Here is a 21078-nt window from a genome sequence, read left to right as displayed (position 1 = left end):
TTCCCGGCTTAGGGATAGCTCAGCGTCTCTTTGATCAGAGGCAGCTGAGCCTTGATCCATGCAGGGTTGATGGGGCCCCAGTCGCTGATGCGGTAGTGCCCTTGCAGGTGGCGAGCCCCTTCGGTCTGCTCGAAGGCGCAGTTGATATCGAGCTCGGCCAGCGCGCTCAGGGTATCTTGCGCGGTGCGGCGCGGCATGCCGGTCACCTCCATGATGGCGGGTACCGTATCCGTGCCCTGGCTGATCAGCCAGGCCACGTAGAGCCGCCGGTAGAAACTGGTGCGGGTTTTACTCGGCTCACTCATATCTCGTCCTCAAGACGATCGAAGTAGCGCCAGGTCGCAATGGCCGCTTTGCCCATCACCAGTGCCCAGAGGCCGAACCAGAACCAGCGGAAGAAGCTCCAGGTGGAGGCATCAGGCTCGGTGCTCTCGATCTTGGTAACGTTGGGGAACAGGGAGAACATGTTCACGCGCCAGCCGTAGGAGGTGATGATGGCCAGACGCTTCTCGAACTCCATCGACTTGGCTTTGGCCTGCACATCGGCGGCGTTGAACTTGAAGTAGAAGGGCCAGCCCCACTCGGTATCTTCATTGCGGAATACCCGGATCTTCTCGCCGGGGCGCTCGGTATAGATGTAGTAGACGTCGGAGGTGGGGCCATCAGCCGGGTTCTTCTGGCTGATGGGGCCATCCTTGTCGGTGCGCTTCACCTCGACACCAGTGATGGTGGCAATGGTGTGCTCCGGCAGGTAGAAGTCGAGCCAGGTGGCGGAAACGAGGGCGATGAGCCCCAAAGCGATAAAGGCGGGTTTCTTGAATCTCAGGCTCATGGTGTGCTCACGTGAGGGGGAGTAACGTGCCTCTACCATACCGATATTTGGTGGAGCAGCCCAGCCCCCTATGGAGCCATTGGCCAAAAAATGGCGTTTAAAACAGAGACAAAGCCATTGTCCCATCAACAAGAAAGGCCCTTACGGGCCTTTTTGTCTTGTTCGCTTTGTTCGCTTTGTGCGCTTACAGCTGGAATTGGGATAGCTGCTTGCGTTGCTGCTCGGCGAGCTGCGAGAGTTCGTTGCTGGCACTGGCGCTCTGGCTGATGCCGGCGGAGCTCTGGCTTACGATCTCGTGAATATTGGTGATGTTGCGGTTGATGTCGGCAGTGACGCAGGACTGCTCCTCGGCGGCGGTGGCTACCTGGGCGTTGGCGTCGTTGATCTGGCGCACGGCACCGGTAATACCGCTTAGAAGCTCCTGCACCTGAGCCGACAGGCGCTGGTTATGGCTGAGGATCTCCAAGGTTTCTTGCACGCCGTTGTTGGCGGATTGGGACTGGCCCTGCAGCCGCTCGATGATGGCCTGGATCTCCTTGGTGGAGTCCTGGGTGCGGGCCGCCAACATTCTCACTTCGTCGGCCACGACCGCAAAGCCACGGCCCGTCTCACCGGCACGGGCCGCTTCGATGGCGGCATTGAGCGCCAGCAGGTTGGTCTGCTCGGAGATCCCCTGAATAACTTCAATCACCTTGCCGATCTGCTCGGACTGGGATTTGAGCTGGGCCACTATGGCGGCGGCATCTTCCAGACTGCCCGCCATCCGGCTGTTGGCAGCGATGCTTTCGGTAAAGAGCGTTAGCCCCTGTTCGACCCGGCCATTGGCATCCCGTGCCAGATCATCCGCCATGGCTGCGTTCTGGTTGACGTTGTCAGCGGTGCTGGAAAGTTCGGTCACAGCTGAGGCAACCTGCTCAATCTCGCTGCGTTGTTGCTGGGCGTTGGCTTCGGACTGGGTCATCACGGCGGCCAGCTCGGTGGCGGCGGAGGCGACGTTATCGCTGATCCCGGTCAGGTTCTCTATGGTGCTACTGAGCTGGGTCAGGGTGAGGTTAATATCCTTGGCCAGATGGGTCAGTTCATTATTGCCCTCGTCATGAGCACGCACGTTGAAGCGCCCCTGAGCCACTGCGCGCATAACCGATTGCAATTGGCTGATGGGCCGAACAATATGGCCTGAAAGCCACCAGCCGCAGACTAGGGCGGCAATCAGAGATCCCAGCATAAAGAACATGGCTTGCAGCATGGTCGCTTTGTAGTCTGCATCCTTGCTGGCGATCTCGGCGACGATCAGCTGGTTGATATGGGTAGACATGCTGTCAATCTCTTTGATCAGCTGTTCTCCCAGTTCACGGAAACGAACACGTGCTTCTGCGTAGCCGGCAGGATCGATTCCGTCACGATGTTTTTGGGCAAGCAGGGGAACCATATTGGTTCGGATATGACCAAGATAGGCTTGCAGGGCATTGGTAACCTGGCGGTTATCCTGTTCGGCACCACTGATCTCCAGACGTGACAGAATGGTGCTGATTTCTCGTTCAGAGTTGTTGAGTTGTTCCGGCAGGGTGGCAAACAGCTTTGCGTCATAAAGGCCGTAAATGGAACTGGTGCGCAATCGATAAGTGGCATGAATCAATTTGGCGATATCGTCTTTGTGTGAGATTACGTTATCGGTAGTTTCATTCATGGCCTTGATGGAGCTGTCGAGTCCCTGTTTGCTGACGGTAATCATTAATACCATCAATACACTGGCAAGCAGTAGCGGGATAAGGATTTGTAGTCTTATTGATAGATTATTCAATGACATGCATTCTCCTGATTCAAATTTGATCGGCCAAGGAGTATACAAAACTGACAAGATATGTCACCGGTAACATTAGTAAAATTTATCGAAATTAATCGTATTCTTCTTGTTTAATAAAATGGTGTCCGGCAAGATCTGATATCTGTTTTGATGGAGGTATGTTGTGTCCAGCTGGATCGATCCGGCCATTCTGGCTCTGTTTATCCCGACCTTTTTCTTTGTCTCGGTGACCCCCGGCATGTGCATGACCCTGTCGATGACCCTGGGGATGAGCCTGGGTGTGCGCCGTACTCTACACATGATGTGGGGGGAGCTGATCGGAGTCGGGCTGGTCTCGGTGCTGTCGGTGATCGGGGTAGCTGCCATCATGCTCAACTATCCGGGGATCTTCGCCGCCTTCAAATATGTGGGGGGCGCCTATCTGGTGTGGCTCGGCATCCAGATGTGGCAGGCCAAAGGGAAGATGGCCATTCCGGCGGATCTCTCGGCCGGTCAGCAGACCAGCCCCATGGGGCTGGCGGTGCAGGGGTTTGTCACCGCCATCGCCAACCCCAAGGGGTGGGCCTTTATGATCTCCTTGCTGCCGCCGTTTATCTCTGCCGACAAGCCGATGGCGCCGCAGATCACCGCGCTGGTGGCGCTGATTTTGGTCATCGAGTTCTCCTGCTTGCTGCTCTACGCCAGCGGTGGCCGCACCCTGCGCCACTTCCTTGCCAAGAGCGGCAACGTAACCCTGATGAACCGCATCGCCGGTACCCTGATGCTGGGGGTAGGGGTCTGGCTGGCGCTCGGTTAAGAGCCGTCAGTGACCCGCGCCACGAAAGAAAATGCCACCGCTTGGTGGCATTTTTTATGGGAGCGGCTTGGCTCAGCGGGGCTTGAAACGCTCGACCCAGGGGTTGGCGGTGAGGCCGTGCAGGATGACGCTCAATATGATGGTGCAGAGCACGGTGGCGATGATGGGGCGCTGGCCGATCAACGCTGGCTGGTTTTGCAGCACCATCACCGCAAAGACAATGCTGGCAAGGCCCCGTGGCCCGAACCAGCCGATAAAGAGCTTGAGCTCTGGTTTGAGGCCGGTGCCGATAAGGCTCAGCCAGACCGGCACCATCCGCAGCAGGGTGAGACTGGCAATGGCATAGAGCCAGTATTGCCACTGCAGAAGCTCCGGCAGGATGGGCATCAGGGTCGCGCCAAACACCATCCAGATCACCACGGAGAGCAGGTCGCCGTAGCCTTCGCAGCTGTCCATGTAGGCGTGCTTGTGCTCGCCAAGCCGGTGGCCGATAAAGAGGCCGCCGACAAAGGCGGCGATAAAGCCGCTGCCACCGAGAGTCTGGGCCAGGGCAAAGCAGAGCAGGGCCAGCCCCGGCATGGTGAGCTGACGCCAGAGCGGCAGTTGCCAGCCGTTGAGATAAGAGATTTTCAACAGCCGGATGGTGAGGCTGGTCAGCACAAAGGCGACCAAGAGGCCAATGCCGATCTCTTCGAGCATCAGGGTGATGGCCAGGGTGGCGGTGCCTGCGTGTTGCTCGGTGGGGGCGATAAGGGCCAGCAGCAGAAGCAGTACCGGCACGCAGATGCCGTCGTTGAGGCCGCTCTCCTGATTGAGCCCTTCGCGCACCGGTGCCGGTACCGCGGGGTTGCTCACCACCGCCTTGCCCAGCGCCGCATCGGTGGGGGCAAGAATGGTCGAGAGGATGGCCATCTCTAGCAGTGGTAGGTCGGGGAAAATCCAGTGGCCAAACAGGGCGCCACAGAGCAGGGTGAGGGGCAGGCCAATCAGCAGCAGCCGGATCGGGAGCTGGCGGTTGGCCAGCAATACCTGCCAGTTGGTGTTGGCGGCATCGTTGAACAGCACTATGACCAGGGTCAGCTCGGCCAGCAGCTTGATGCCGGCGCTGTCGATAGAAAGAGATAGCAGCTCCAGCCCGCCCGGCCCCAGCAGCCAGCCGGTCAGCAGAAACAGCAGGGGGCCGTTGACCAGTTTTGACTCGAAGCGCCCCGCGATCAGGCTGTAGATCAGCAAGAAGGCAGCGATCACCGCCAGATTCTGGTAAAGCAGATGTGTATCCATACAAGCTCCCTTGAAACCATCTTGTCAGGGCTGTTTAACTGCCATCCTGGCCCCGGGTTATGCCCGATATTCTCAGTTATGAACTCTTCATTGCCGTAGCTGTGCGCACACCTTGCCCAGACTGGCTGCGCGCATCACTCCCATCACGACAATCACGCCAGCCGAGACTGGCTCAGCCTGCCCCGCAGGGTGAGTTAATCGGTCAGACAGTCGGGGTCGAACACATACTCCCCATCCAGCCAGCGCACGATTTCGTCGACGCAGGATTGGTCGCGAAACGGCAGGTAGCGCGCCTTGAGGGCGGCAATCTGCTCGGAGGTGAGCTGCGCCAGCCCCAGATCCTGAAACAGCGGCAGGTCGGCTTCGATCATCGCCGAGATCTGCGGGCCGCAGGTGGCGTTGAGGGCGGCGTGCAGCGCCTTGTCGGGATCGTACTGCTTGCCGAGCCGGTAGCTCATCGGCAGGGTGGCGAGGGGTAGGGCCGACAGCGCCGCCTGTTTCATCGGGTTGACCGCGTGGCCAGAGACCAGCTCCGCCAGCTCGGCGGGGCGGTTCTCGAAGGCGCGCAGATGGAGGTAGCTGCTCGCCTTGCTGCCATCGTTGACCGGGTAGTTGTCCCACAGGAACGGCTTGCGGCCGAGCAGTTCGGTCACCTGCTTGAGGTGGCTGGCCGGATACTCGCTGGAGCAAACCTTGGGGCCGGTCCAGAAGATCTCGAAGCGGCGGTCGAGTTGCTCGCCAAGCTCTTCCAGATAGCGGGGGGGCATGGCGCCGAACACCTTCTCCAGCACCGGATCGGTCGAGTAGTAGCTGGGGCAGAAGATGAGGCGGGTCGCCTTGCTGTGGGCCGCGATGTCGTGGGCGATGGTGAGCTGGTGACGGGCCAGATCCGGGGTATCACCCTTCATGTCGTCAAACAGCACCGCCAGAATATCGGGCTGGATCATCTCATCGATAAGGCGCACTTTTTCGAGCAGCGCCGGGCGCTTGCGCTCGTAGTCGTGGTGTGCCCCCATGGGGCTCAGGCCCACCCCGAAGGCGAGCCCGTTGGCACGGCACTGGCGCGCCAGCTCGGCCAAATCTGCCAGCTGCTGCTCGGGCCAGGGGAGGGCCCAGTGCTTGCGCAGATAGCCATCCTCTTTCGGGGCATAGATATAGAAGCCGTAACCGTGGCGCGGCAGCCACTGGGCGTAGCGGGCGCGGGCCTGCCAGCTCCATCCCTTGCCAAAAAAGCCTTCAATGACCCCCAGATTGGCAGCGGGGGGCAGGGAACCGGACAGCAAACTTTGATATGGCATAACTCTTCTCCCTTCTTGCTGGGGACTTGATACGGGACGGTCGCTCAGACCGGGTCCTCTTCCTGAAAGCGCACCCCGATCTTGCCCGGCACGCTCTCGTCCATTTCGGCCACGGTCCAGATCAGGCCCTGCCATTCGATGTTGTCACCGACCACCAGATTATCGCCCAACTGGTTGGCAATAAAATCGGCCAGTGTCTGATCCGCCACCTCGCTCACATCCAATCCGTACAGGGGGGCGAGATCCACCAGCCGCGCCGCCGCTTCCAGCAGGAAGTCACCGAAGAAGCGGGGGCCGAGATCCTGCTCCGGCGCCTGACTGAACAGTTGGCCGAGGGCGGAGAGATCGCGCTCGTGGCCAATCACGCAGAGGATGTCATCGGCCTGCAGGCAGGTACTGCCCGAGGGGTGAAGCAGTTCGCGGCCACGAAACAGGGCGCAGATCCGGGTGCCGGTGGGCATCTGCAGATCTCGCAGTGGCGAGCCGATGCACCACTTATCGGCTCCCAGCTGGTAGACGAAGGTCTCCCACTGACTGTCGAGATCGATCTCGAGCCCCGAACGGTTGATGGGCGAGGGCGGTGCCGGTACCTCAACCCGCGCCAGTTTTGATGCCAGCGGCAGTGAGCTCCCTTGCAAAATCAGCGAAACCAGCACCACGAAGAAGGCGACGTTGAAGTAGAGCTGGGCGTTGGGCAGCCCCGCCATCATGGGGAACACCGCCAGAATGATGGGAACGGCGCCGCGCAAGCCGACCCAGGAGATAAACCAGCGCTCGCGGGGGGCAAAGTTCTTGAACGGCAACAGGCCGATCCACACCGAGATGGGGCGGGCTATCAGGATCATCCACATCGCCAGCGCCAGCGCGGGCAGGGCGATGGGTAGCAGATTACTCGGGGTGGCCAGCAGCCCCAGCACCAGAAACATGCCGATTTGGCTGAGCCAGGTCAGGCCGTCCAGCACCGACAAGGTGGTGCTGCGGCTGCGCAGGGAGAGGTTGCCGAGCAGCAGACCGGTGAGGTAGATGGCGAGAATGCCGCTGCCACCTACTGCCGTGGTGAGGGCGAAGATCAGCAGGCCACCGCTGACGGTGAGCAAGGGGTAGAGACCTGCAGCCAGCTTGGCTGTGTTGATCAGTCGCCACAACAGCCAGCCACCGGTCAGACCAATCCCGGCCCCCATGCCAAACTGCTGTAACAGTTGCAGCAACAGGTAGCCACCATCCAGCCCCTGCTGGGCGGTGGCCAGCACTTCAATCAGGGTGACGGTGAGAAACACCGCCATGGGATCGTTGCTGCCCGATTCGATCTCCAGGGTGGCGCTCACCCGTTCGTTGAGGCTGCGCCCACCGAGCAGGGAGAAGACCGCCGCCGCATCGGTGGAGCCGACGATGGCGCCGATCAGCATTCCCTGCATCAGGTTGAGGTCAAACAGCCAGGCGGCGGCCAGACCGGTCAGGCCGGTGGTGATGGCCACCCCGACCGTGGCCAGCGACAGTGCAGGCCAGAGTGCCACCCGAAACGAGGAGACCCGGGTGCGCATGCCGCCGTCGAGCAGAATGATGGCGAGCGCCAGGTTACCCACCAGATAGGCGATGGAGTAGTCAGCGAAGTGGATGCCACCGGGGCCATCCTCACCGGCCAGCATGCCGACGGCGAGGAAGATAACCAGAATGGGAATACCGAGGCGGGAAGAGAGGGCGCTCAACAGGACGCTGGCACCCACTAGCAGTGCGGCGACAAAAAAGAAACTGTTGATGGTAGCGGCATCCAAGGGCGAACTCCTTCCTGGTAATGTGCAAAGTAGGCACATTATATGCAGTTAGGCCCCCCTTGTGTGGCTTATTTGTGCATCAATTTGCACTTTCTTACATTTTTCATCCCTTTTTTCAGTATGGCCGCGCCATATTCTGACTGTGACGGGGTTAACGAAAGCGGAGTCAAAGGAGCGTCGATTTCAAGGATGCGCAGGGAGGAGAGGGCGGGGAAAAGCGAAACGGCACAGCAGAGGGAGAGGGGAGCACAAGGGCGCTCCCCAAGGGATGGGGCGGGATTCAGTCGTCCTCGTCATCCTTCACTTCGCGTATCTTGTCCTTGTAGTTGGGCAACTGCTTCTCCAGCCGTTTCATGTCTTTGATGGCATTGAGAAACAGCCCGAGCAGGAACAGCAGCGGCAACCCTATCCATAGCCAGAGATTCATGGGATTTTCCTTTCGTCAGGACAGGTGGTGACATAACGGGCCAAAATTTCATCAAGGTTGGCCAATATGGTCGACTTGCCTTCAATATCCGCCTGTTGCAGGCAAAGCGCCAGTGCTGCGGGATCGAGCCGCTGCTCATCGGACTCCAGCGAGAAGCTGATATGCCAGGGCTCGTAGGCGACCCCGCTCCCCGCCCCGACCGGCTTGGCATAGGGCAGGAAGAAACCGAAGTCGCTCATATGATCGCTGAGCCACTCGCTGAGATCTGCAAACCAGCCCCCGGCTTCATACTCCCACGGCTCCAGCGCCAGTTTGGTATCGGCGGGCAGGCAGTCCGGGTCGTAGATGTCGAGATCGGTCCCCCAGTGGTGACGGCTGGTGCCGGGCAGGGCACTCCAGCGCAGGATGGCGTGCAGCCGCTCTACCTCGCTTAGTTGCAGGGCATCGATGGGCTGGCTGTTGGCATCGAGCAGTGGCCGTTCGCCGCGCCACTTGCCATTCCAGATGGCGAGCTGGCGCTCGAAGCTGCGCCAGCTGGAGGCCGCCTGCAGGTTGAACCCCTCGTAGGCGGCCGCCACCTGCATGTCGTTGAAGGCCGCCGCGGTGGCGGCGGTCAGACGATGGGGGCCGCGCCCCACCAGAATTAGGTGACTCTCGTCGAGCCCCAGCAGTTGTTCCTGCGTCATGCCAGTAATCTCTCGAGCACCCCTTGGTACATGTCGGCCAGCAGATCCAGATCGTCCGCCTTCACGCACTCGTTTACCTTGTGAATGGTGGCGTTGACGGGGCCAAGCTCAATCACCTCGGCGCCAGTGGGGGCGATAAAGCGCCCGTCCGAGGTGCCGCCAGTGGTGAGCAGGGCCGGTCGCTGACCGTTCACCGCCTCGATGGCCGCCACGGCGGCATCGAGCAGTGCGCCGGTGTCGGTGAGGAATGGCTGGCCGGAGAGGGTCCAGCTCAGCTGATAATCGAGGCCGTGTTTATCCAGCAGCGCTTCGACCCGCTCACGGATATCCATGTCGGTCAGTTCGGTGCTGAAGCGGAAGTTGAACTGCACCTGCAGCTCGCCCGGAATGACGTTGGAGGCGCCGGTGCCGGCCGAGATATTGGCGATCTGGAAGCTGGTGGGGGGGAAGTAGGCGTTGCCCTCATCCCACACGGTGGCGGCGAGTTCCGCCAGCGCTGGCGCGGCTTTGTGAATGGGGTTGTCCGCCAGATGGGGATAGGCGACATGACCCTGCACTCCGCGCACCAGCAGATCGCCGGTGATGGAGCCGCGTCGGCCGTTCTTCACCACATCCCCGACCACGGCGGTGGAAGAGGGCTCGCCGACGATGCACCAGCGGATCTTCTCGTGGCGGGCCTCCAGAGTGTCGATCACCCGGGTGGTGCCATTGATAAAGGGCCCCTCTTCATCTGAGGTGATGAGAAAGGCAATCGACCCTGCGTGATCCGGATGCTCGGCCACGAAGCGCTCGACTGCTACCACCATGGAGGCTAGCGAGCCCTTCATGTCGGCGGCGCCGCGCCCGTAGAGTACGCCATCCTTGATGGTCGGCTCGAACGGCGGGGTGTGCCATTTGTCCAGCGGCCCGGCAGGCACCACGTCGGTGTGACCGGCGAAGCAGAACAGCGGCCCCTCGCTGCCACGGCGGGCCCAGAGGTTGGTGGTGTCCTCAAACACCATGGGCTCGATGACGAACCCGAGCCTGGCGAGGCGCTCCGCCATCAGGGTCTGGCACCCCTCATCGAGGGGGGTAACGGAGGGGCGGCGGATCAGATCCTTGGCCAGTGCAATGACATCCGACATCAGTTGTCCTTAACGAGAGAAGAGGGATTGGTAGTGATCAGCCTTGAAACCCAGGGTCAGTTCGCCGTCACGGTCCAGCAGCGGGCGCTTGATCATCGCCGGGTGTTCCAGCAGCAGGGCGCGCGCTTTAGCGGTGTCGAGCCCCTGTTTGGCCTCATCCGGCAGGGCGCGGAAGGTGGTGCCACGACTGTTGAGCAGGGCTTCCCAGCCGAGTTGTGCCAGCCAGCTGTCCAGATCGTCCGGGTTCAGGCCGTCGGCGCGGTGGTCGTGAAAGCGGTAGTCGATACCGGCCTCATCCAGCCACTTGCGGGCTTTCTTGATGGTGTCGCAGTTCTTGATGCCATAGAGGGTGGTGGCCATGGGGAGTCCTTCTCTTGTGGGCGCTGCCGTGGGCTGCTGCCCGAAAATCCGAATCAACACAGTGCAAGGGCCCGATTCTGGCATTGTGGCAATCCCATGGCAACGCCGATGGTCCGGCTCGCGGGTTTTACCGGAACTGGTCACACCTGAACGGCGCTTTCGTGCTCAAGGTCAGGAGCACTGCTGTGGGTATGCTCGATGGGGGCGGTTATTGCGGGAGAAAAGCGGCTATTACGGGAGAAAAAGATAAGGGGCAAACGCCAGATAGCCAAAACGCGCCAGTTGGCGCGTTTTGGTCGGCATCTTCAAACACGTCAATCAGTGCAGGGTGGTCCACTCATGGTCAAAGACCCGGGCCCGTTCCCAGGGTGCATCAGGCAGGCTGGAAGAGAGGCCAGTATATTTGCCCACGTCATCCACCACTATGGTGGAGAGGATCGGCAGGTGGTTTTCAGTGCAGTACATGCGGATGCGTTGCAGCAGGGTGCGCAGTTCATCCTGGCACTGCTCCAGCCCGGCCAGCTTGGCCAGTTTGGAGTAACGAATGGTAGTGCGTTCCTTTGCAGACTCGACGAGGATGTCCCACAGCTTGTAGTCGCAGGTCGAGACACCTGCGGTGGCTTGGTTTGTCATAACTCTCTCCGGCGCGAAATGGTCGCTAAATGTCGAAGCGCATCTTCGCCACTTCGGCGCTGTCATATGTTGATCCAACGCAAAAAAGAGGGGAGTCGTGTCACACAATCCCCGGATAGCGGTTGATAAAGGTTTTCCGGCAGTTTAAACAACGAAAATTTGTTACATCACCGACATATTATGCTGATGGTACCCAGTGAAGGCACCTTTATTGATAGGGATCAAAGGCAATCTCTGGTCAGAACACTAGATTCCGCTCTTCGATAAATTTATCAGGAGTGAATATTGGAACTTTTATTCGTCTTGCTCGTTCTGGTCGCCGTGGTCTACGGCATTATCAAGGATTACAACCCGCAGGCGGTGCTGGCGCTGGCGGGCATGGCCATTTTTGCGGTGGCCTACTGGCTGGGGCTGCACCCCATTCTCCCCGCTGACAAGAGCACCGGCTTCGCCCTGTTCGACCTGTTTGAAGTGTTCAAGGGGATCTTCTCCTACCGCGCGGCGGGGCTGGGCCTTACCATCATGGCGGTGGCGGGCTTCGCCACCTACATGTCCCATATTGGTGCCTCCCAGGCGCTGGTGCGAGTGGCGGTCAAACCGGTGGCTGGCATCCAGTCCAGCTACCTGATGCTCTCCATCTGCTATCTGGTGGCGGTATTCGTTTCCCTGTTCGTCACCTCCGCCACCGGCCTTGGCCTGCTGTTGATGGTCACCATGTACCCGGTGATGCGCAACCTCGGCATCAGCCCGGCCTCCGCCTGTGGCGTCATCGCCACCTCCCAAGCGTTCGAAATTGGTCCGACCCAGACCAACGCCATCTTCTCCGCCGGTCAATCCGGCATGGATCCGACCAGCTACTTCGTCGACTACCAGATCTGGCTGGTGGCCCCCATGCTGCTGGTGACCATGGTGCTGCACTTCTTCTGGCAGCGTCACTGCGATCGCAAGGATGGCTGGGATCCGGCGCTGCATCGCGGCGATCACGCCGAGCTGGACGAACAGGGTACTGATGCGGTGCAGGCGCCGACCTGGTATGGCCTGCTGCCGATCATCCCCTTTGTGCTGATGATGACCTTCTCCAAGCTGCTGGTAAGCGACATCAAGATGAGCGTGGAGGTGGCCATGCTGCTGTCGGTCTTTATCGGCATGTTGTGCGAGCTGCTGCGTAGCCGCTCGCTGCGCACCGCTATGGCCGGGTTGTCGAGCTTCCTCGATGGCATGGGCAAGGTGTTTGGCCCGGTGGTGGCGCTGATCGTTTGTGCCGAGCTGTTTGCCGAATCCCTCAAGGCCATTGGTGCTATCGATACCCTGCTGCACTCTGCCAGCAATGCCGGTATCGGCAGCGGCCTGATGACCCTAGTGATGGTGGCGCTGATCATGGTGGCGGCGGTCATCATGGGCTCTGGCAACGCGGCGTTCCTCAGCTTCTCGACCCTGGCACCGGCAGTGGCGGCCAAGTTTGGTGTACCTGCGGTGACCATGCTGCTGCCGATGCAGCTGGCCTCCAGTATTGGTCGCACCATCTCCCCCATCGCGGCTGTGCTGATCGCCTGTGCGGGGATTGCCAAGGTGTCGCCCTTTACCGTGGTCAAGCGCACCAGCGTGCCCATGGCGGGGGCGCTGGTGACGGCGTTGACGCTTAACTATCTGCTGTTCATGTAGTGGTGTTTGGAATTTACCGGTCGGGCGGGTGGCATGGTTGCCCGCCTTTTTCTCACTGTGTCGCATTGTTGCAATAGACGATCGGCCATCAACGCTGATTGTTGCATGGAGAAGATAATGACAGTTGTAAAGAGCCCGTTTTCCCTCGATAGCTATCTGGCCGATCTGGCCCCGCTCATCAACCTCGATTGCGGCACCCGCACCCCGGCCGGGGTGGCGAAAGTTGCCGACATCATGACCGAGAAATATGAGGCCATCGGCTGGCAGGTGACCCGCCACCAGTTCGCTCCTGAGTGCGGCCCTTGCCTCGAGATCACCAATGCGCCGGGGGCCGATCACTACGACGTGATGCTGTGCGGCCACATGGATACCGTCTTTCCCGAGGGGACGGCGGCCAAGCGACCGCTGAAAATCGAAGGCAATCAGGCCTTTGGCCCCGGTGTTTCAGACATGAAGAGCGGCCTGCTCTCTATCTGGTATGCCCTCAAGGAGATGGATCCGGCGCAGCTGGCCAAGCTCAAGGTGCTGGTCTGCTACAACTGCGACGAGGAGGTGGGCTCCCCCTGGTCGAAGGATTGGCTGGTGAAAAAAGCCAAACAGAGTGGCTGCGTGCTGGTGGCCGAGGCAGCCCGTCCCAACGGGGATCTTATCAGCGCCCGCAAGGGCAATGCCAAGTACCGCATCACCTTCCACGGCAAGGCGTCCCACGCCGGTTCGGCCCTCACCGAAGGGGTCTCCGCTATCACAGAGTTGGCGCACTGGGTGCTGGCCATCAACGAGCAGGTCAACATGACTACGGGCACCACCATGAACGTGGGGGTGGTACAGGGCGGCACCGGCGTGAATGTGGTGCCGGACTTTGCCGAGGCGATCGTGGATTTGCGTTTCTGGAGCAACGAAGAGGCCCGCGCAGTACACGATCGACTCACCTTTATGGCCAACAACCCCTTCCTGGTGGGCTGCCGGGTCGAGGTGGATCGCCAGACCTTCAAACCGGCGATGCGCCCGAGTGGCGACACCGAGGCGTTGATGGCGCTGGTGGAGGCTGCTGCCAAGGAGGAGGGGATCCCCTTCAACTGGCTGGAGGCCGGTGGCGGCTCGGATGCCAACTTCACTGCCGCTGCGGGTGTGCCGTCGCTGGATGGCTTCGGCCCCATGGGCGGCGGCTTCCACTCGGAAGCGGAATTCCTGCTGCTCGACAGCATAGAGCCGCGCATCCGTCTGTTGCAGCGGGTGCTGGGCAAGCTGGCGAAATAAGCCAGTTTATTGTTGTGCCGAGTCATCAAAGGCGCGAACAGAACAAGACGGGAGGCTGCTGCCTCCCGTTTTTTTATCTCGATTTTTCGCGCACCCCTGAACGAGCTGGCCAGATAGCTTGGCGCCGTTATCCCTGCTGCTCGGCCAGATAGGCCAGATGATCTTGCCGTGCCACCTGCCAGCCATCGAGGCGCAGGTGGCGTCAGGGGAAAAAGAGCAGGCCCCCGAAGCGGGGGCCTGTCTGGCAATGGCGCGATAAACGCGACTGCGATTAGAGCAAAATGGTGGTCAGCAGATAACCCAGGGCGCAGGAGCTGCTTACCCCGATCAACCCCGGAATGATGAAGCTGTGGTTGATGATGAACTTGCCGATGCGGGTGGTGCCGGAGCGGTCGAAACCGATACAGGCCAGATCGCTTGGGTAGGTCGGCAGCACGAAGTAGCCGTAGCTCGCCGGCAGGAAGGCGATCAGCAGTTTCGGCTCTACGCCCAGTGCCAGACCCATGGGGGCGATGGCTGTCAGGGCCGCGGCCTGGCTGTTCACCAGCTTGGAGATCAGGAACAGCACCAGGGCGTAGGTCCAGGGCTGGGCCTGTACCACGTGAGCCAGGGTCTCTTTGAGCAGCGGCATGTGAGCCTGGAAGAAGGTCTCACTCATCCAGGCAACCCCGAACACGGAGAAGATGGCGACCATACCGGCCTTGAACACGGGGCCATTGGAGATCTCACCCGGCTTGACCTTGCAGCGCATCAGGATGATGGCACCGGCGATCAGCATCATCATCTGGATCACCAGGTTCATGGAGAGCGGGCCTGTCTTGTCCTTGATGGTGAATACCGGACGCAGACCTTCGTTGGCGCCGAGCAATACCACGGCAGCGATGGCGGCGAAGAAGATCCAGGTAGACCAGTAGGCCTCTTTCGGGAACTTGGTGTTGAGCAGGGTTTCACCACCGCCGTAGATGAAGGTGCGCTGCTCCGGATCCTTGATCTTGGCCTGGAACTCTTCGTCCTGATCCAGATCCTTACCGCGACGCAGGCTCCACAGGGCAGCCATGATCACACCGGTCAGGGAGGAGGGGATGGCGATCATCAGGATGTCGAGCAGGCCGTAAGCCTGACCGATGCCATGACCGGCCGCCAGAATGGAGACCATGGAGACCACGGCAACGGAGACCGGGGAGGCGCAGATCGCCATCTGGGAGGCAACGGATGCCACGGCCATCGGGCGCTCGGGACGGATGTTCTTCTGCAGCGCTATGTCAGCGATGATGGGGAACATGGTGTAAACCACGTGGCCGGTACCGCACAGGAAGGTGAGGGTCCAGGTCGTCAGCGGTGCCAGAATGGTGATGTATTGCGGGTGACGGCGCAGCAGACGCTCGGCCACCTGCATCATCAGGTTGAGGCCACCGGCAGTCTGCAGGGTGGCGGCACAGCCGATCACCGCCAGAATGGTCAGCATCACCTGCACTGGCGGTTCGCCCGGCACCAGGCCGAAGACGAAGGTCAGCAGGAAGAGACCGATACCACTGATGAGACCCAGTCCCATGCCACCAAAGCGGGTACCCAGCAGCAAGCAGCCGAGTACCACCAAAAATTCCATCAAGATCATTCCATTACCTCGTGTGATTCAACCCATATTGCCGCGGGTAGCCTGAACCATGAATTGTCATTGTTTGTTTTATTTAGCCCAAAAGGGTTAGTTGCTATTCTGCTCCCCTGCATAAGTGAAAAAATTGAGTTACTTCAATAACTCGATGAATTTTTGATTAAACCACTTAAAAACCTCTTGTTAACAAAAAAATCAATTTAATTGCCGTGTGGTATCACACGGAGCCAAGCCTTCAGGTCGTCATGGTGGCGGTAAGGAGAGAGAGCAAGGCTGCAGGGGAGGGGAAGAAAAAGTGATAAATAGCGACAGAAGAGGGTCAAAAAGCCGGTGCTCAGGCCATCTCTGCCTGCAAACGGGGACTTCGGCGGTTTGGCTCACTTGGCCGCAGGTGCTTGCTGCAGATAGCGACGCTGATAATCCTCACTCAGCTTGGCAATATCGAGTCTGGCAATGGCCTGCGCCAGCCGCTGCTGCAGCGCCTGTTGATCGGGGCGAAACATGATGTGCAGGCTCTTGTGCTCGAGGATCTGCGGGTGAAACTGCAATCCGGCCGTTTGTAGCTTGCGGTCGTGATGGATCAGCCAGTAGAAAACATCCCGGTCGATGACCGCCAGATCGAGCCGGTCGCGTTGCAATTTGCGTAGGTTGAGCAGATCCGCATCGACGGCGAAGGTGTTGAGGCGTTTGCTGGTCATCAGGGCATCAAATTCCCGGGTGTTGACATACCCCTCTACCACACCGATCCGGTAGGGGGCGAGATCTGCAAGCCGTTGCCATGGTATGGGGGGGCCAACTCGCTGCGCCATGCCCAATACGCTGTCCCCCACGCTGGGGGAGCTGCGCCACAGGGTGGGCAGGGTGTCTGAGAGGTACTCGGGGAAATAGCCGCGGTAGGGCTGGGCCGGATCGGCAGCCAGTCGCACCGCCCGCTGCCAGGGGTAGAAATCGAACTCCACCTCCAGCCCAGCCTCGGCAAAGGCGCGCTTGACGATATGACCGGTAAGACCGCCATCGGGCAGGCTCTGGCTGGTGAAGGGGGGCCACTCCAGGGTGGTCAGACGAACGGGCTCGGCCCACAGTTGAACAGGCATGCAGAACAGCAGTAGCGAGAGCAGCAGGCGATATCCCATAGGCGACCAGTTCCTTGTGCCGATTGATACTGAGTATCACCCATAACGGTGACAATAAAAAAGCCGACCCCAAGGTCGGCTTTTATGATGCAGTGGCAAGATGCCGCAGATCAGAACTCGGCGGTACGCGGCGTGCGCGGGAACGGGATCACGTCGCGGACGTTGCCCATGCCGGTCACATAGACCACCAAACGCTCGAAGCCCAGACCGAAACCGGCGTGGGGTACGGTACCGAAGCGACGCAGGTCGCGGTACCACCAGTAATCTTCCTTGTTCAGGCCCATCTCGGCCATGCGGGCATCCAGCACCTCAAGGCGCTCCTCACGCTGGGCTCCACCGATGATCTCGCCGATCCCCGGTGCCAGTACGTCCATGGCGGCAACGGTTTTGCCGTCGTCGTTGAGGCGCATGTAGAAGGCCTTGATATCTTTCGGGTAGTTCTTCACCACCACCGGAGACTTGAAGTGCTCTTCGGCCAGATAGCGCTCGTGCTCGGAGGAGAGATCGATACCCCAGGAGACTGGGAACTCGAACTTCTTGCCACAGTTCTTCAGCACTTCGATGGCATCGGTGTAGTCGATTTGGGCGAAGTCGGAGGAGACGAAACGCTCCAGACGACCGATGGCATCCTTGTCTACGTGCTGGGCGAAGAACTCCAGATCGTCGCGACGCTCAGCCAGTACGGCGTTGAAGACGTATTTGAGCATGGCTTCGGCCAGGGCGGCGTTGTCGTCCAGGTTGGCGAAGGCAATTTCCGGCTCTACCATCCAGAACTCGGCTAGGTGGCGGCTGGTGTTGGAGTTTTCGGCGCGGAAGGTGGGCCCGAAGGTATAGACCTTGGAGAGGGCACAGGCATAGGTTTCGACGTTGAGCTGGCCGGATACGGTCAGGAAGGTCTCCTTGCCGAAGAAGTCCTTGTCGTAATCGACCTTGCCAGCGTCGGTGCGCGGCAGGTTTTCCATGTCCAGGGTGGAGACGCGGAACATCTCGCCAGCACCTTCGGTGTCAGAGGAGGTGATGAGCGGGGCCGCAATCCACAGATAGCCCTCTTCATGGAAGAAGCGGTGGATGGCTTGGGCCAGGCTGTTGCGTACCCGGGTCACGGCGCCAACGATGTTGGTGCGCGGGCGCAGGTGAGCCTGTTCACGCAGGTACTCGATGCTGTGACGCTTGGCAGCCATCGGGTAGGTGTCCGGATCTTCGACCCAGCCGACAACCTTCACGTCGGTGGCTTGCAGTTCAAAAGCCTGGCCGCTGCCCTGAGAGGCGGCAACCACGCCGGTCACTTCCACGGAGCAGGCAGTGGTCAGACGCAGCACTTCATTCTCGTAATTGGCTAGGGTATTGGGAACAACCGCCTGTACCGGATGGAAACAGGAGCCATCGGATACGGCCAAAAATGAGATCCCCGCCTTGGAATCACGGCGAGTCCGGATCCACCCTTTTACAGTTTGGGTGGTGCCAACCGCATATTTACCGGTCAGCACATCTACTACGGATGCGTGCGTCATCGAAATATTGTCTCCAGCTTGTTCTTGCAGCGCTATTTGCAACACTAGGGGTCTGGCCGGGCATTCATTGGCCCATCATGGCAGACTAAGCCGTCAATCTTACCCGCGCGGGTTTGATAAACAAGCAAAAATGTCGGACTCTGGTGGGGTTTTCAGCATGGTTGGCGCAACCCGGGTGTCATGGCAAAGGAGCAGTGTGTGAAAGATAGGCGGCATGGACCTGATTGGCTGACGAAGGCATTGCAGTGGCTGGTGGTGCTCTGCTGGGGGGGCTTTATTGTGTTGCTCTCCCTTTACCACTATGCCCGTCCCGAAATTTCCTACGGTTTTCTGGTCTATGGCGGGATCGCGGTGCGCGATTATTGGGATCCTGCGTTGACCCCCTGGTTACTCTATTGGCTTTGGGGGAGCTGCGGGCTGACGCTGACGGTGTTACTGCTGGAGCGGCAGCGCAGCCGGCGCAAAGAGGATTCGATGCACGTCAATCTGGCCATCCTGTTGCTGATCCTGATTGCCAGCCTGCTTTTTTACTACGTCCCCTGATCGATTACTTACTCAGAGGCTCTTTTTGGTGCTTGTCAGCAGGCCTGGGGGGCTTGCCCAGCTGACGTGCCACGCTGTCGAGCATCTGGTTGTAGGCGAGGGCCACCCGCCCTATCTCATCGTCGTCATCTCCTTCCAGCCGGTGGTCAAAGTCGTGCAGATCGGTGGCCTCCTCGATGGAACGGGTCAGGTGATTGAGCGGGCGAACTATCCAGGTGCGGATGACCCACAGGGTCAGCAGCAGTCCCAGCCCGAAGATGGCGGTGAGAATGAGTGCCGAGGTGAGGATGTTCTGCTCAACCCGGGTAAACAGCGAATCGAGGGAGTAGTCAAAGCGCACCGCACCGAGCACTGTGTCTTCCGGCACCAGATGGCAGCTGGTGCAGTCGGTGCCACGAAGATCTTTTTTGGCCAGCAGCGGTCGGGTCACGACCAGCCGGCTATGCATATCGTCATACACCACCGCCATACTGCCTGTTCCCGCTAACGCCAGTCGATCATATTCATCCTTGGCCTGTTCGGTCGCCCGTGCTGGTCCGTACTGCTTGTTGACCGCATCACCGCGCACGATGCGGGCATCTTCCACATGGGCGTGGTCGAGAAACTTGGCTCGCAGGGTATCGCGGGCTTCCATCTTGCCGGTCAGCATCAGCATGTTGAGGCCATCGAAATAGGCATCGGTCTGCTCGCGACTCTGCTCCTTCATGAGGGTCAGGATGAGGTCACGCTCGCGCACCGCCTGATAGGCTGCGGAGAAGACCAGTACCATGGAGAAGATGAAGAGCAGGAAAAAGTTGATTTTGGCAGCAATGGAGAGGCGCATGAGCAATCTTTCTTGATGGTAAAACCGCAGCAGTTTACCCCTCTTGGTGCCTCAGGTCTGGTGTTTTGCTCACATTACGGCAAGTGAAACCGCACTGAAGTAGATAAAGTTGCCCTCTCTATATATCAAATGCGGGTAGTCAAACGGGCGGCTGCAATGGCCGCCCGCCGCTTGCCTTAAAACTCGCCCTCGGCGATGGCCTGACTGATTGCGCCGGTCAATACCCGCAGCTCCTCGGGGGTGATGACGAAGGGGGGCATCAGGTAGACCAGCTTGCCAAACGGCCGGATCCAGGCGCCCAGCTCAACGAACTTGCGCTGGATACGGGCCACATCCACCCGCTCTTTCATCTCCACCACCCCGATGGCGCCAAGCACCCGCACGTCTGCCACCGCCGGGTTGAGGGTCAGCGCCACCAGCTCGGTACGCAGTTGATGCTCGATAGCGCGCACTCTCTCCTGCCACGGGGAAGCCAGCAGCAGATCGATGGAGGCGTTGGCCACCGCGCAGGCCAGCGGATTGCCCATAAAGGTGGGGCCGTGCATAAAGACCCCTGCCTTGCCGTCACAGATAGTGCGGGCTACGTGTTCGGTGGTCAGGGTCGCCGAGAGGGTGAGATAGCCGCCGGTGAGCGCTTTGCCGAGACACATGATGTCGGGGCTGATCCCCGCCCAGTCGCAGGCAAACAGCTGGCCGGTGCGACCAAAGCCGGTGGCGATCTCATCGGCAATCAAGAGCACGTCGAACTCGTCGCACAGGGCGCGTACCCACTGCAGGTAGCGGGGATGGTAGAAGCGCATGCCGCCTGCACCCTGCACTATGGGTTCGAGGATGATGGCCGCGATCTCTTGGTGATGATCGGCCATGAGCGTGGCCAGCTCCACCACGCTCTGCTCGTCCCACTCGGCGTGGAAGCGGCAGCTCGGTGCCGGCGCGAAATGGTGCTCCGGCAGGAAGCCTTTATAAAGATCATGCATGCCGCCATCGGGGTCACAGACGCTCATGGCGCCGAAGGTGTCGCCGTGATAACCGCCGCGCAGGGTGACAAATTTGACTTTTGGGGTGCCCTTGCTGTGCCAGTACTGCTGGGCCATCTTGAGCGCCACTTCCACCGCCACCGAGCCGGAATCTGCCAGAAATACCCGATCCAGCTTAGCTGGCGTGATCTCCACCAGTTTGCGGCACAGCTCGACCGCCGGAGCGTGGGTCAGGCCGCCAAACATTACGTGGGACATCTTGCCGAGCTGGGCGGTGGCGGCGGCGTCCAGTTCCGGCACCTGATAGCCGTGCACGCAAGCCCACCAGGAGCTCATGCCATCCACCAGTTCACGGCCATCGCTGAGGGTGATGGTTACCCCTTTGGCGCTGGCCACTTCATAGCAGGGCAGGGGGTGAGTGAGGGAGGTATAGGGGTGCCAGATGTGGTGCAGGTCGAATTCTTGATTGGTCATTTGTTGTTCTGTTGTCAATTTATTTGATCTGGTCGGTGTTGACAGTCTACGCGTGCTCTCTACACTAGCCAAC

The 21078-nt window shown here is 59.9% G+C and carries 21 protein-coding genes; 5 read left to right on the top strand and 16 right to left on the bottom strand.

Features of this window, described 5'->3' with window-relative positions:
• Positions 1-8: 8 nt before the first annotated feature.
• The 3 genes from BN4575_RS06440 to BN4575_RS06430 form a co-directional block, all read right to left on the bottom strand.
• Positions 9-305 carry a winged helix-turn-helix domain-containing protein gene (locus BN4575_RS06440; RefSeq protein WP_068977582.1) on the bottom strand — a complete coding sequence of 99 codons (297 nt, stop codon included), beginning with the start codon at positions 303-305 and terminating at the stop codon, positions 9-11.
• A complete protein-coding gene (locus tag BN4575_RS06435; RefSeq protein WP_042018699.1) occupies positions 302-832 on the bottom strand; it encodes a DUF1523 family protein in 531 nt (176 codons plus the stop codon). The genes BN4575_RS06440 and BN4575_RS06435 overlap by 4 nt, the downstream gene beginning before the upstream one ends.
• A 184-nt stretch (positions 833-1016) precedes the next feature.
• Positions 1017-2639 carry a methyl-accepting chemotaxis protein gene (locus BN4575_RS06430; protein ID WP_068977581.1) on the bottom strand — a complete coding sequence of 541 codons (1623 nt, stop codon included), beginning with the start codon at positions 2637-2639 and terminating at the stop codon, positions 1017-1019.
• A gap of 160 nt (positions 2640-2799) precedes the next feature.
• Between BN4575_RS06430 and BN4575_RS06425 the strand changes: the two genes are divergently transcribed.
• Positions 2800-3432 carry a LysE family translocator gene (locus BN4575_RS06425; protein ID WP_042018701.1) on the top strand — a complete coding sequence of 211 codons (633 nt, stop codon included), beginning with the start codon at positions 2800-2802 and terminating at the stop codon, positions 3430-3432.
• A gap of 72 nt (positions 3433-3504) precedes the next feature.
• Here BN4575_RS06425 and BN4575_RS06420 read toward each other — a convergent pair whose 3' ends face one another.
• From BN4575_RS06420 to BN4575_RS06390, 8 genes are all read right to left on the bottom strand, one after another.
• Positions 3505-4713 (bottom strand): cation:proton antiporter, encoded by a 1209-nt coding sequence (locus BN4575_RS06420; protein ID WP_068977580.1) that lies wholly within the window; start codon positions 4711-4713, stop codon positions 3505-3507.
• Between the two features lie 194 nt (positions 4714-4907).
• Positions 4908-6011, bottom strand: a complete 1104-nt coding sequence (locus BN4575_RS06415) for a beta-N-acetylglucosaminidase domain-containing protein (RefSeq protein WP_068977579.1) — start codon at positions 6009-6011, stop codon at positions 4908-4910.
• Positions 6012-6055: 44 nt separating this feature from the next.
• Positions 6056-7783, bottom strand: coding sequence for a potassium/proton antiporter (locus BN4575_RS06410; protein ID WP_068977578.1), 1728 nt, complete (start codon positions 7781-7783; stop codon positions 6056-6058).
• Between the two features lie 280 nt (positions 7784-8063).
• Complete coding sequence (locus tag BN4575_RS21665) at positions 8064-8210, bottom strand: hypothetical protein (RefSeq protein ID WP_005337933.1); 147 nt, start codon at positions 8208-8210, stop codon at positions 8064-8066.
• A complete protein-coding gene (locus tag BN4575_RS06405) occupies positions 8207-8896 on the bottom strand; it encodes a M15 family metallopeptidase (RefSeq protein WP_068977577.1) in 690 nt (229 codons plus the stop codon). The genes BN4575_RS21665 and BN4575_RS06405 overlap by 4 nt, the downstream gene beginning before the upstream one ends.
• Positions 8893-10020 (bottom strand): succinyl-diaminopimelate desuccinylase, encoded by a 1128-nt coding sequence (gene dapE / locus BN4575_RS06400; protein WP_068977576.1) that lies wholly within the window; start codon positions 10018-10020, stop codon positions 8893-8895. The genes BN4575_RS06405 and dapE overlap by 4 nt, the downstream gene beginning before the upstream one ends.
• 9 nt (positions 10021-10029) lie before the next feature.
• Complete coding sequence (locus BN4575_RS06395; protein ID WP_068977575.1) at positions 10030-10380, bottom strand: ArsC family reductase; 351 nt, start codon at positions 10378-10380, stop codon at positions 10030-10032.
• A gap of 318 nt (positions 10381-10698) precedes the next feature.
• Positions 10699-11013: a hypothetical protein gene (locus tag BN4575_RS06390; protein WP_068977574.1), complete on the bottom strand. Its 315-nt coding sequence runs from the start codon at positions 11011-11013 to the stop codon at positions 10699-10701.
• A 285-nt stretch (positions 11014-11298) separates the two neighbouring features.
• Here BN4575_RS06390 and dcuC point away from each other — a divergent pair, with 285 nt between their 5' ends.
• From dcuC to BN4575_RS22060, 3 genes are all read left to right on the top strand, one after another.
• The gene (gene dcuC, locus BN4575_RS06385; RefSeq protein WP_042018714.1) at positions 11299-12675 is read left to right on the top strand and encodes a C4-dicarboxylate transporter DcuC; all 1377 of its coding nucleotides are present in this window, start codon (positions 11299-11301) and stop codon (positions 12673-12675) included.
• Positions 12676-12792: 117 nt separating this feature from the next.
• Positions 12793-13932, top strand: coding sequence for a M20 family metallopeptidase (locus tag BN4575_RS06380; RefSeq protein WP_068977573.1), 1140 nt, complete (start codon positions 12793-12795; stop codon positions 13930-13932).
• Positions 13933-14050: 118 nt separating this feature from the next.
• A complete protein-coding gene (locus tag BN4575_RS22060; protein ID WP_176716422.1) occupies positions 14051-14191 on the top strand; it encodes a hypothetical protein in 141 nt (46 codons plus the stop codon).
• A 12-nt stretch (positions 14192-14203) separates the two neighbouring features.
• Here BN4575_RS22060 and BN4575_RS06375 read toward each other — a convergent pair whose 3' ends face one another.
• The 3 genes from BN4575_RS06375 to asnS form a co-directional block, all read right to left on the bottom strand.
• Positions 14204-15547, bottom strand: a complete 1344-nt coding sequence (locus BN4575_RS06375) for an anaerobic C4-dicarboxylate transporter (protein WP_042018718.1) — start codon at positions 15545-15547, stop codon at positions 14204-14206.
• 374 nt (positions 15548-15921) lie between these two features.
• Positions 15922-16677 (bottom strand): substrate-binding periplasmic protein, encoded by a 756-nt coding sequence (locus BN4575_RS06370; protein ID WP_068977572.1) that lies wholly within the window; start codon positions 16675-16677, stop codon positions 15922-15924.
• A gap of 110 nt (positions 16678-16787) precedes the next feature.
• Complete coding sequence (gene asnS / locus BN4575_RS06365; RefSeq protein WP_042018719.1) at positions 16788-18188, bottom strand: asparagine--tRNA ligase; 1401 nt, start codon at positions 18186-18188, stop codon at positions 16788-16790.
• Positions 18189-18386: 198 nt separating this feature from the next.
• On the opposite strand from asnS, the gene BN4575_RS06360 reads away from it, so the two are divergent.
• A complete protein-coding gene (locus tag BN4575_RS06360; RefSeq protein WP_256028905.1) occupies positions 18387-18731 on the top strand; it encodes a hypothetical protein in 345 nt (114 codons plus the stop codon).
• Between the two features lie 4 nt (positions 18732-18735).
• Here BN4575_RS06360 and BN4575_RS06355 read toward each other — a convergent pair whose 3' ends face one another.
• Positions 18736-19554 (bottom strand): HAMP domain-containing protein, encoded by an 819-nt coding sequence (locus BN4575_RS06355; RefSeq protein ID WP_068977570.1) that lies wholly within the window; start codon positions 19552-19554, stop codon positions 18736-18738.
• A gap of 176 nt (positions 19555-19730) precedes the next feature.
• On the bottom strand, positions 19731-21005 hold the full coding sequence (bioA, locus tag BN4575_RS06350) for an adenosylmethionine--8-amino-7-oxononanoate transaminase (protein WP_068977569.1): 1275 nt from the start codon (positions 21003-21005) through the stop codon (positions 19731-19733).
• Positions 21006-21078 lie beyond the last annotated feature (73 nt).

Source organism: Aeromonas sp. EERV15, from assembly GCF_900079845.1.
Lineage (GTDB): Bacteria > Pseudomonadota > Gammaproteobacteria > Enterobacterales > Aeromonadaceae > Aeromonas > Aeromonas sobria.
The sequence above is the reverse complement of the archived record's forward strand: the minus strand, read 5'-3'. Positions and strand labels throughout refer to the sequence as shown.